The sequence below is a fragment of the Kitasatospora sp. NPDC057542 genome, assembly GCF_042801945.1.
GTDB lineage: Bacteria > Actinomycetota > Actinomycetes > Streptomycetales > Streptomycetaceae > Kitasatospora.
Genome location: NZ_JBHVFE010000319.1, coordinates 1 through 10,563, shown reverse-complemented (window position 1 = coordinate 10,563; position 10,563 = coordinate 1). Strand labels below are relative to the sequence as shown.

Sequence of the window (10,563 nt, the reverse complement as noted above, 5' to 3'; positions counted from 1 at the left end):
GCCTCAGAACTTGTTCTTGGGCGTCAGGCCCAGCGACATCCCGGACAGCCCGCGCTGGCGGCCGCCGAGCTTGCCGGCCACCGCGCGCAGGGCGGCGCCGGCCGGGGAGTCGGGCGCGGCGAGCACGACCGGGCGGCCGTCGTCGCCGCCCTCGCGCAGCCGCACGTCGATCGGGATCGAGCCGAGCACCGGGACGGTCGCGCCGACCGTGCGGGTGAGCGCGTCCGCGACGGTCTGGCCGCCGCCGGTGCCGAAGACGTCGATCATCTCGTCGCAGTGCGGGCACGGCATGCCGGACATGTTCTCGATCACGCCGACGATCTTCTGGTGGGTCTGCACCGCGATGGTGCCGGCCCGCTCGGCCACCTCGGCGGCGGCCATCTGCGGGGTGGTGACGATCAGGATCTCCGCGTTGGGGACCAGCTGGGCCACCGAGATCGCGATGTCGCCGGTGCCGGGCGGCAGGTCCAGCAGCAGCACGTCCAGGTCGCCCCACCAGACGTCGGCGAGGAACTGCTGGAGCGCACGGTGCAGCATCGGGCCGCGCCAGACCACCGGGGCGTTGCCCGGGGTGAACATGCCGATCGAGATGACCTTCACGCCGTTCGCCTGCGGCGGCATGATCATGTCCTGGACCTGGGTGGGCCGGCCCTCGACGCCCAGCATGCGCGGCACGCTGTGGCCGTAGATGTCGGCGTCCACCACGGCGACCTTCAGGCCGTCGGCGGCCATCGCGGCCGCCAGGTTGACGGTCACCGAGGACTTGCCGACGCCGCCCTTGCCGGAGGCGACGGCGTAGACCCGGGTCAGGGTGCCCGGCTTGGCGAACGGGATCTCCCGCTCGGGGGCGCCGCCGCGCAGCAGCTGGGACAGCTCCTTGCGCTGCTCGTCGCTCATCACGTCGAGCTCGACCTCGACGGCGGTCACGCCGGGGACTTTCCCGACCGCCTCGCGCACCCGGGTGACGATGGTGTCGCGCATCGGACAGCCGGAGACCGTCAGGTAGACCGCGACGTGCACCGCGCCGCCCTCGGCGATCCCGACCGATTTCACCATGCCGATCTCGGTGATCGGGCGGTTGATCTCCGGGTCGTTGACGGTCGCCAGCGCCTGGCGTACGGACTCCTCCGTGACGCCGGCCGCGACCTCTGTCTCGTTGGCCATGCCTTGATGGTACGGCGCCGGGCGAGGTCCTTAACCGGTCGGTAGCGTGCCGCCGGTCACAGCGGCTCGGGGGCCTCCCGGCGCTCGTCGATCTCCTTGAGCAGGGACTGGAGTTCGGACCGGATGAAGTCGCGGGTGGCCACCTCGCCGAGCCCGTGCCGCAGGGCCGCGACCTCGCGGGTCAGGTACTCGGTGTCGGCGATGTTGCGGTCACTGCGGGCCCGGTCCTGCTCCATGTTGACCCGGTCCCGGTTGTCCTGGCGGTTCTGCGCCAGCAGGATCAGCGGGGCCGCGTACGAGGCCTGCAGGGACAGCGCCAGGGTCAGGAAGATGAACGGGTACTCGTCGAAGCGCACGTTCGCCGGCCCCAGGGTGTTCCACGCTATCCAGACGACGACCACCACCGTCATCCAGACGATGAACCGACCGGTGCCGAGGAAGCGGGCGATCCGCTCGGACAGGACGCCGAAGGCCTCCGGGTCGTAGGAGGGCAGCGTGATCAGGCCGGGCCGTGCGGTGCGCGGCTGGTCGAGCCGGACACGGCCGGCGCCGGTGATCGGCGCGGTCTCGGCGCGCCGGTCCCGGCCGCCCTCGCGGGTGCGCAGTGCGCGCAGCTGACGCAGCTGGCGCAGTTCGCCCTGGAGGCGCCGGCGCGCGGAGTCGTCCGGCCGTCCGTTGCGGTCACCGTCCACCGGTCACCCCTTCCCTCTCGTCGTGGCGGTTCTCGTCGTGGGCGTGGGGCGCGGCGTCGCGCCAGTCGTCCGGCAGCAGGTGGTCGAGCACGTCGTCGACGGTCACCGCGCCGAGCAGGTGGTCCGCCTCGTCGACGACCGGTGCGGCGACCAGGTTGTAGGTCGCCAGGTAGCTGGTGATCAGCGACAGCGGGGTGTCGGGCGGCAGCGGGTCCAGGTCGTCGTCCACCAGTGAGCCGACCAGGACGTACGGGGGCTCGCGCAGCAGCCGCTGGAAGTGCACGGTGCCCAGGTACCGGCCGGTCGGGGTCTCGTTCGGCGGGCGGCAGACGAAGACCTGCGCGGCCAGCGCGGGCTTGTGGTCGCTGACCCGGACCCGGGCCAGCGCCTCGGCGACCGTCGCGTCCGGCTCCAGCACGATCGGCTCGGTGGTCATCAGACCACCGGCGGTGTCCTCCTCGTACGTCAGCAGGCGGCGCACCGGCGCGGCCTCGTCCGGCTCCATCAGCTGGAGCAGCCGCTCGGCCTCGTCGCCGGGCAGCTCGGAGAGCAGGTCGGCGGCGTCGTCCGGGTCCATCGCCTCCAGGACGTCGGCGGCGCGCTCCTCCTGGAGCTTGCCGATGATCTCGACCTGGTCGTCCTCCGGCAGCTCCTCCAGGACGTCGGCCAGCCGCTCGTCGTCGAGGGCGGCGGCGACCTCGGCGCGGCGCTTGGCGGACAGGTGGTGCAGCACGCTGGCGAGGTCGGCGGGGCGCAGCTGCTCGAAGGTGGCGAGCAGGTTGGCCGCGCCCTGGTCCTGCTCGGGCAGCGAGAAGCCGGTGACGTCCTGCCAGTCCAGGGTGAGCCGCTCGCCCTTGCCCTTGCGCAGCCTCCCGGCCCGGCCGACCTGGACGAAGACCTTGCTGATCTCCCACTCGCGCAGCCGGGTCTGCACCATGCCGACGTCCAGCACGGTGACCTCCTCACCGGTCTTGGACCAGGTGACGGTGCGGTCCAGCAGCTCGGCGAGCACCAGGGTCTCGGACGGGCGCTGCTCGAAGCGACGCAGGTTGATCACACCGGTGGTGAGCACCTGGCCGGACTCCAGGCTGGTCACCCGGGTCATCGGCAGGAAGATCCGGCGCCGGCCGACCACCTCGACCACCAGACCGAGCACGCGCGGCGGGCGGCCGCCGAGCCGCAGCGACACGACCACGTCCCGCACCCGCCCGACCTGGTCGCCGTTCGGGTCGAAGACCGCGATGGCGGACAGATGGGAGATGAACACCCGGGTGCCTGGCCCTGCCATAAACCCTCGACTCGTTCGACGCCGTACCGGGTGCGCCGGGGGCGCACCCGCGGCCAAGGCTACCCGCGTGTCCGGGGCCCGGCCGGGAGGCACGGTAGCGGCCGGACGAGTCCTGGGCGTGAAGCTTTAACGGCGCTTGAACAGCAGTTTGGGCAGGCCGGCCGGGATCGGACGGCGGGTGGTGGCGGAGGTGGGCACCGGCTGCGCGGCGTGCGAGCCGTCCGGCATCGCCCCGGGGCGCTCGGTGAGCGGCCCGACCGGCTCCAGCCGAAGCACCCGGCACTCGCGGGCCCAGCGGGCGGTGATGGCGTCGGTGTCGGGCGCGTTCAGCCGCTTGCCCTTGAGCTCCTCGACGGCGCCCAGCCAGGCCTCGCTGTCCGGGGCCGGCTCGACCACCCGGGCGCTCCAGCCGGTCAGCCGGCCGCCCTTGTCCTTGCTGCGGACGGTGACCACGGCCCCGGCGCCGGGCTCCAGGCCGTGCAGCGGCTGCTCGCCGCCCCCGCCGACCACCACGACCGCGCCGTCGTGCCAGGCGTGCCACAGCGGCCGGGCGTGCTCCTGCCCGTCCGCACGCACCCAGAGCAGACCGGACTTCTTCGCGGCCTCCTCCAGCAGGGCCTGGTCGAGGAAGTCGTCGGCGGTCGCGGCGGCGGGCGTACGGTCCATGGCGGACAGCGTACGACTTTCGGCGTCCACCGGGTGTCTCAGCCTCCGGGCGACAGTTCCATTGCGGCGCCACGGGCCTTACCGTATGATCGCCCACCCCCGTGAACAGCAAGGAGCGCCGTGCCCGCCGCCCGGCCCGCGACCGCCCCCTCCGCCGCCCCGGTGACCGCCGACCCGGGGCCGATGCACCCGCTCCCCACCCTCGACCTGCTGCTGCTCGCCGTCTCGATCGGCGGCATCTCGCTGTCCGGCCCGCTGATCAGCGCCACCGCCGCGCCCGCGCTGGCGATCGCCTTCTGGCGCAACGTCATGTCGGTCGGCGTCCTCGGCCCGTACGCGCTGCTGCGCCACCGCGCCGAGCTGCGCGGGATCGGCAGGCGGGCGCTGCTGCTCGCGACGGCCGCCGGGACACTGCTCGCCGTGCACTTCGCGCTCTGGATGCCCAGCCTGCGGATGACCTCCGTGGCCTCGGCCACCGCCCTGGTCACCACCACCCCGCTGTGGACCATCCTGCTGATGCGGCTGATGGGCGTCCGGGCGCCGAGGCTGGTCTGGCTCGGCACGATCGTCGCCTTCGCCGGCGTCCTGGTGCTGACCGGCGTGGACCTCTCGCTCTCTCCCCGCGCGCTGCTCGGCGACGGGCTCGCGCTCGCCGCGGGCCTGGCCGCGGCCGGGTACATGCTGCTGGGCGCCGAGGTCCGCAAGACCGTCAGCACCACCGCGTACACCCTGGTCTGCTACGCCACCACGGCGGTCGTGCTGCTGGGGATCTGCCTGGTCGCCGGGACGCCGCTGGCCGGGTGGCCGGCCGGGGTGTGGTGGCAGATCGTGCTGCTGATGGTCGTCGCCCAGCTGCTCGGCCACTCGCTGAGCAACCGGGTGGTGCGCAACCTCGGGCCGTCGATCACCTCCACCGCGATCCTGCTGGAGACCCCGGGTGCGGCGCTGATCGCCGCCCTCTGGCTGGGCCAGTGGCCCCCGGCGGCCGCCTACCCGGCGGTGGTGCTGATCCTGCTCGGCCTGGTCCTGGTCGCCCGCGCCGGGCGCAGGTAGCGGACGGCGCCGAGGGCCGGACCTACAGCCAGCCGTTGCGGCGGAAGCCCCGGTACATCCCGACGCAGATCAGCACGATCGCGCCGAGCACCGTCGGGTAGCCGTACTTGTGGTGCAGCTCGGGCATGTACTCGAAGTTCATGCCGTAGACGCCGGTGATCATGGTGGGCACCGCGAAGATCGCCGCCCAGGCGGTGATCTTGCGCATGTCCTCGTTCTGCGCCACCGAGACCTGCGCCAGGTTCGCCTGCAGGAGCGAGTTCAGCAGCTCGTCGAAGCCGTGCACCTGCTCGGCGACCCGGGCCAGGTGGTCGGCGACGTCCCGGAAGTACTTCTGGATGTCCGGGTCGACCAGACGCTGGAGCGGCTCGGACAGCTGCTGCATCGGGCGCAGCAGCGGCACCACGGCGCGCTTGAACTCCAGGACCTCGCGCTTGAGTTGGTAGACCCGGCCGACGTCGGCGCTGCGCCCGCCCTTGGCCGAGAAGACGCCGTACTCGATCTCGTCCACGTCGTTCTGGAGCCGCTCGGCGACCAGCAGGTAGTTGTCCACGACGTGGTCGGCGATCGCGTGCAGCACCGCCGACGGGCCCTTGGCGAGCAGCCCGGCCTCGTCCGCGTCGGCCTCCAGCCGGTGGCGCAGCTCCTGCAGCGAACCGTGGCCGCCGTGCCGGACGGTGATCACGAAGTCCCGGCCGGCGAAGACCATCAGCTCGCCGGTCTCCACCACCTCGCTGGTGGGCGTGAGCTGGTCGTGCTCGACGTAGCGGATGGTCTTGAAGACGGCGAACAGCACGTCGTCGTAGCGCTCGACCTTGGGCCGCTGGTGCGCGTGCACCGCGTCCTCGACCGCGAGCGGGTGCAGGCCGAAGCGCTGGGCGATGCCCTCGAACTCGGCCTCGGTCGGCTCGTGCAGCCCGATCCAGCTGAACGAGCCTTCGCCCTCGGGGAGTTGGTGGGCGGCCTTGACCCGGCGGGCGGCCTCGCGCGGGCTGCACGTCTCGCCCCTGCGCTTGCCGTGCTGGTAGACCGCGCAGTCCACGACCGCCGAGCCGGCGTCCTCGGGCAGGACGCCGTAGACCCCGGCCGCGCCACGGCGGCGGTTGGTGCGGACAGCGGCACGCAGGCTGTTGATCATCGACATGGCAGGCTCCCAGAGGCAGGAACCGTCGCGCGGCGGCGCGGAAGAAAAACGTTCGGCCGCGGTACGACGGCGGAGAACACCGGTGAAACGGGGATGAATGTGCTCTCCCGGCCGGTCCGTCCGCCGTGGGGCCTGCGCCCGGGGCTACCGCGGCTGAGTCAGCCGATTGGGCCTGCGGGGCGCGGGGTACGGGGGAGTCGGGGCCGGGCAGAGCTGCCGGTACTGCATGGTCGGCCGGTATCCACCGCAACCACCTCCTTCGCGCCGCCGCCCCGGGACGAACGATCCCGGTGGCCAGTCGCTCACCCTAACATCTGACCGGGCGTCGAGGCCGAGGGGTTTCCCGGAGGTTTCCGAAGCCTTTACGGGATCCGGTACCGCCCCGCCCGCGACCGCCTCCGGACCCGCCCGCACGCGGCCCGCGAACCGCCGGGGGTTACGCTCACCGGCATGGCGCACGACTTCCCGCTCTTCGGCGACCCCCACGGCGGCAGCTCCCCGGAGCTCTCCCGGGAGGCGGTGCTGGCCGCCGTCGAGGCCCGGCTGATCTCCACCTTCGGCGAGCCGGGCGGCCGCGCCGCGGTCACCTTCCTGGGTGCCGACCGGATCGAGGTGCTGCGCTTCGGCCCGGACGCCGAGGGCCTGGTGCGGTACGCGACGCTCGGCATGTCCGCCGCGCCGATGGCCGACCCGACCTCACCGGTCGCCGACCAGGTGCGCGGCCCGCGCGCAGAACTGGTGCTGACCGTCCGGGGCGGGCGCGACAGCGTGCTGCGCACCCTGGCCACCTTCGCCGCCACCCCGCAGGTCGAGGGCCTGGTGGTGGCCCCGGGCGGCTCGCTGGACCTCGGCTCCCCGCTCTGGGACGGCGCGCCCTTCACCTCGGTGCTCGCGGCCGAACCGGGCGGCCTGGTCGAGGACCTGGAGCTGGCCGATCCGGCCGATCCGGTCCGCTTCCTGCCGCTGCTGCCGATGACGCCCAACGAGGCGGGCTGGAAGCGGGTGCACGGCGCGGCCGCGCTCCAGGGGCGCTGGCTCGACCAGGGCACCGACCTGCGCGACCCGGACCGGCGCGGCGTCCGGCTGGACTGACGCCCGCTCAGGCGGGGCGCTCGTCGACCCCCGGTCCGGGGTCCGATGCCCGGGCGCCGCGTCGGCTCAGTGCCCGATCGGCTTCGCGCCGGTGGCCTGCGCCAGCAGTGCCTCGTACACCTCCGGGTCGGTGGTGTGCTCGCCGAGCCGGACGGTCTTGCGGGTGCCGTGGTAGTCGCTGGAGCCGGTGACCAGCAGGCCGAGCTCGCCGGCCAGGCCGCGCAGCCGCACCCTGGTCTCCTCGTCGTGGTCGGTGTGGTCGACCTCCAGCGCGGCCAGCCCGGCCGCGGCGAGGTCGGCGATCACCTGGTCGGAGACCGTCCGGCCGCGCTTGACCGCGCCCGGGTGGGCGAACACCGGCACCCCGCCGGCCGCCCGGACCAGCCGGACGGCCGTGACCGGGTCGGTCTCGTGCTTGCGGACGTCCGCCCGCCCGCCGTTGGCCAGCCAGTCGGCGGTGAAGGCGTCCGACACGGTGGGCACCACGCCCGCCTCGACCAGCGCGCTGGCGATGTGCGGCCGCCCGACCGAGCCGGCCCCGGCGATCCGCTGCACCTGCTCCCAGCTGATCTCCGCGCCCAGCTCCCGGCAGCGCTCGACGATCGCCCGTCCGCGGCGGAACCGGTCGGTGCGCACCAGGTCCCGCTCGCGCGCGAACTCCGGCTCCTCGGGATCGAACAGGTACGCCAGCAGGTGCATGCTGATGCCGTCCACCACGCAGGACAGTTCGGCGCCCGGGACGACGGTCAGCCGGGTGCCCGCGGGCAGCGCGCGCACCGCCTCGGCGGCCTCGGCGTGGCCGGCCACGGTGTCGTGGTCGGTCAGCGCCACCACGTCGAGGTCCGCGGCGACGGCCGCCGCGACCAGCTCGGCCGGGCTGTCGGTGCCGTCGGAGGCGTTGCTGTGGGCGTGCAGGTCGATGCGCACGGATCGGGCTCCTGGAGGCTCGTGGGTGCCGCCCAGGATAGGTCAGCGGTCAGCCGAACAGCCGGGGGGAGATCGCCCCGCAGGGCAGCAGGTCCAGTTCGGCGCCGGCCTCGCGCAGGTCGGTCAGCACCAGCTCGTCGTACATCACCAGCGCGGACTGCTCGGGCCAGGCGACCGCCCAGAGCCAGAGCCCGCGGGCCTCGCCGACGAACACCGCGCGGTCGGCCGGGGCGTCCGGGACGTGGAACATCGGGGTGGGCCGCCCGGCGGCCATCAGCTTGGCGTCGGCGGGCTTGTAGAGGCCGACGGAGTCACCCGGATCGGGCCCGGGCAGGCCCGAGTAGCGGGCACCGAGGCCGACCCCCAGCTCCTCGGCGACCAGCACCAGCTCGCCGAAGCCGCCGAGCGGGGCCGGCCCGGAGCAGGCGACGGCGGTTGCCCGGGCGCCCGAGACGTCGTCGCCGACGTGGGCGATGCCGGTGTAGAGCCAGCCGACCGGCAGCGGCCAGGGCAGCCAGACCGGGACCTGGGAGCGGGCGACGGCGACGCCGAGGGCCTCCACGCTCGGGGGCAGCACGGGCTGCATCGGGTGCACGGCTCCGTGCCGGTCGCACTGCCAGGTGTCTGAGAACAGACCGGGGGCGCGGACCCGGCCGGCGCACCTCGGGCAGCTTGGCTCGCCCCTCATAGCCGTCAACGCTCCTCCCTCCGGTCCGCCGCGTCAAGGACGATCACCCGTACGGAGGCTCGGCGGCGCCTGTCGGTGGCGGACGCCCGACCGGCGCCGGGTGGGCACGGTGCGGGCGGTTCCCGTTGGGGGATGTCCCGTCCCGGGCGGCGGCAAACGTCCGGGGCTCCGGCCCCGGACGCACTGACGCCCCGTCATCGGCGAATGCGGTGACGGGGCGTCAGTCGGGTATCGGAACGTCCGGATCGGATGCTCCCGGCTCGTCGGCGGCGGGTGAGGGCTCCCGGTGGGAGGCGCCGCGCCGGGTCAGACGGTCGGGCACGGGCGGATGAGCAGGCGCTCGCCGGTGCGGGCGGCGGCCTGGACGACCTCGCGCACGGTGGCGGCGTCGGCGATCAGGCGGTCGGTGGCGGAGCCGTTGGCGTCGTCGAGTCGGACGATCTCGAAGCGCATGGTCTTCGTCATGGGCGTCTCCTTTCCTGACCCCGCGGGGCGGGGCGGTCGCGGCTGAGTCGGTATCAGCCCTTTCGGGGTCTTGCGGATCCGGCGGTGCGGCCGGACCGGGCGGGTCGTCGTCGCGCGTGCGGCGGTCTGCTGCGGCAAGGGCTTCCCCCCTGCTTGCCTGATGGGTCCAGTACCTCGTGAACCACGGTGACGTGGCGGTACTACCGGGCCGTTGCCCGTCCGTAACGTCCAGGTTTCGGGTGGTTGGCGCCGGAGCGGAGGCCGGCGATGATTCCCGGACAGAATCAAAGATTACCGTAACTAACGAATTTTGTCCTGCGTTGATGCCGGTCGAAGTCGAAGAAGTGGTACAGACCACTTTTGGCGGATCGGGGGAACCGGCCCGGGTCGGCGCGGTCCGGTGACGGCCGGTCAGGCCCAGAACGCGGCCAGCGTCTCGGCCGTGGCGGCCGGTTGCTCGGCGTTGGGGGAGTGACCGGCGTCCGCGATCACGACCCGGCGGGCGCCCAGGCGCTCGGCCATCGCGGTCTGCTCCGGCACAGGCCAGGCGTAGTCCCGCACCCCGGACAGCACCAGCAGCGGCAGCCCGGCGGTGGCGGCGGCCAGCTCCGCCACCCGGTCCGGCGCGGCCACCAGGTGGCCGCCGGTGACGGACAGCGCCCGCGGCACGTTGGCCAGCCAGCGCCGGTGCAGGAACTCCGCGACGGCCGGCTCCAGGCTCGACCGCGGCTGCCCGCTCTCCGCCTCCAGCTGCTGTATGACCTGCCAGATCTGCTCCAGCTCCATCATCTGCAGGGCGTCCAGCAGCAGCTTGGTGCGGGCCGCCTCGGCCGGGTCGATCGCGCCCGGGCCGGTGGACATCAGGGTCAGCGACCGCCAGGGCAGCGGGCCCTCGGCGGCCGCGGCGAGCACCGCCTCGCGCACCACCTGGCCGCCGAAGGAGTGCCCCAGCAGGTGCACCGGCCCGTCGTCGGCCGCCAGCGCCTCGGTGAGCGCCCGCACGTCCGCGCCGAGCGCCCCGACGCCGTACGCCGCCGGGTCGTCCGGGCCGCCGGTCTGGTACTGCCCGCGCTGGTCCACGGCCGTCACCCGGTATCCGGCGGCCGCCAGAGGTTCCAGCAGCGCGATGAAGTCCTCCTTGCTGCCGGTGAACCCCGGCACCAGCAGTGCCGAGCCGCGCACCGGCCCGGCAGGCTCCGCCCGCAGCGCCGCGAACTCCCCGCGCCCGGTCACCACCCGCTCGGCCCGCGCGCACCCGGGCAGTGTCAGAAACGGCGGCGTGCTCATGGGCTGTTCTCCCTGCTGTCCTGCCGGTGACCTGCTGTCCCGCCGGCGACTGCCCGGCTACCCGAGCTTAGAGGGGGGCCGGGGCGGGCCGGGCGGC

General features: G+C 73.9%; 11 protein-coding genes. 2 read left to right on the top strand and 9 right to left on the bottom strand.

Annotated features, from left to right (window positions below; translation table 11 throughout):
* Window positions 1-3: 3 nt before the first annotated feature.
* The 4 genes from ACFU7Y_RS30830 to ACFU7Y_RS30815 all read right to left on the bottom strand — a co-directional run bounded on the left by ACFU7Y_RS30830 (window position 4) and on the right by ACFU7Y_RS30815 (window position 3,810).
* On the bottom strand, window positions 4-1,164 hold the full coding sequence (locus tag ACFU7Y_RS30830) for an Mrp/NBP35 family ATP-binding protein (RefSeq protein ID WP_224281695.1): 1,161 nt from the start codon (window positions 1,162-1,164) through the stop codon (window positions 4-6).
* Window positions 1,165-1,220: 56 nt separating this feature from the next.
* On the bottom strand, window positions 1,221-1,769 hold the full coding sequence (locus ACFU7Y_RS30825) for a DUF1003 domain-containing protein (RefSeq protein ID WP_374120014.1): 549 nt from the start codon (window positions 1,767-1,769) through the stop codon (window positions 1,221-1,223).
* A gap of 76 nt (window positions 1,770-1,845) precedes the next feature.
* Entirely contained in the window at window positions 1,846-3,144 is a 1,299-nt protein-coding gene (locus ACFU7Y_RS30820) for a magnesium transporter MgtE N-terminal domain-containing protein (RefSeq protein ID WP_224281696.1), read from the bottom strand.
* A gap of 126 nt (window positions 3,145-3,270) precedes the next feature.
* Window positions 3,271-3,810 carry a hypothetical protein gene (locus ACFU7Y_RS30815; RefSeq protein ID WP_224281697.1) on the bottom strand — a complete coding sequence of 180 codons (540 nt, stop codon included), beginning with the start codon at window positions 3,808-3,810 and terminating at the stop codon, window positions 3,271-3,273.
* 120 nt (window positions 3,811-3,930) lie between these two features.
* Between ACFU7Y_RS30815 and ACFU7Y_RS30810 the strand changes: the two genes are divergently transcribed.
* Entirely contained in the window at window positions 3,931-4,863 is a 933-nt protein-coding gene (locus ACFU7Y_RS30810) for a DMT family transporter (protein ID WP_374120013.1), read from the top strand.
* Between the two features lie 22 nt (window positions 4,864-4,885).
* On the opposite strand, the gene corA is transcribed toward ACFU7Y_RS30810, so the two are convergent.
* Window positions 4,886-6,007 (bottom strand): magnesium/cobalt transporter CorA, encoded by a 1,122-nt coding sequence (gene corA, locus ACFU7Y_RS30805; protein ID WP_224281698.1) that lies wholly within the window; start codon window positions 6,005-6,007, stop codon window positions 4,886-4,888.
* Window positions 6,008-6,457: 450 nt separating this feature from the next.
* Here corA and ACFU7Y_RS30800 point away from each other — a divergent pair, with 450 nt between their 5' ends.
* Window positions 6,458-7,099, top strand: coding sequence for a suppressor of fused domain protein (locus ACFU7Y_RS30800; RefSeq protein WP_224281699.1), 642 nt, complete (start codon window positions 6,458-6,460; stop codon window positions 7,097-7,099).
* Window positions 7,100-7,165: 66 nt separating this feature from the next.
* Here ACFU7Y_RS30800 and ACFU7Y_RS30795 read toward each other — a convergent pair whose 3' ends face one another.
* The 4 genes from ACFU7Y_RS30795 to ACFU7Y_RS30780 all read right to left on the bottom strand — a co-directional run bounded on the left by ACFU7Y_RS30795 (window position 7,166) and on the right by ACFU7Y_RS30780 (window position 10,466).
* Window positions 7,166-8,026 (bottom strand): PHP domain-containing protein, encoded by an 861-nt coding sequence (locus ACFU7Y_RS30795; RefSeq protein ID WP_380770371.1) that lies wholly within the window; start codon window positions 8,024-8,026, stop codon window positions 7,166-7,168.
* Between the two features lie 49 nt (window positions 8,027-8,075).
* A complete protein-coding gene (locus tag ACFU7Y_RS30790) occupies window positions 8,076-8,714 on the bottom strand; it encodes a DUF6758 family protein (protein WP_224281701.1) in 639 nt (212 codons plus the stop codon).
* A 306-nt stretch (window positions 8,715-9,020) separates the two neighbouring features.
* Complete coding sequence (locus ACFU7Y_RS30785; protein WP_224281708.1) at window positions 9,021-9,179, bottom strand: hypothetical protein; 159 nt, start codon at window positions 9,177-9,179, stop codon at window positions 9,021-9,023.
* Between the two features lie 411 nt (window positions 9,180-9,590).
* Window positions 9,591-10,466, bottom strand: coding sequence for an alpha/beta fold hydrolase (locus tag ACFU7Y_RS30780; protein ID WP_380770370.1), 876 nt, complete (start codon window positions 10,464-10,466; stop codon window positions 9,591-9,593).
* Between the last annotated feature and the right edge of the window lie 97 nt (window positions 10,467-10,563).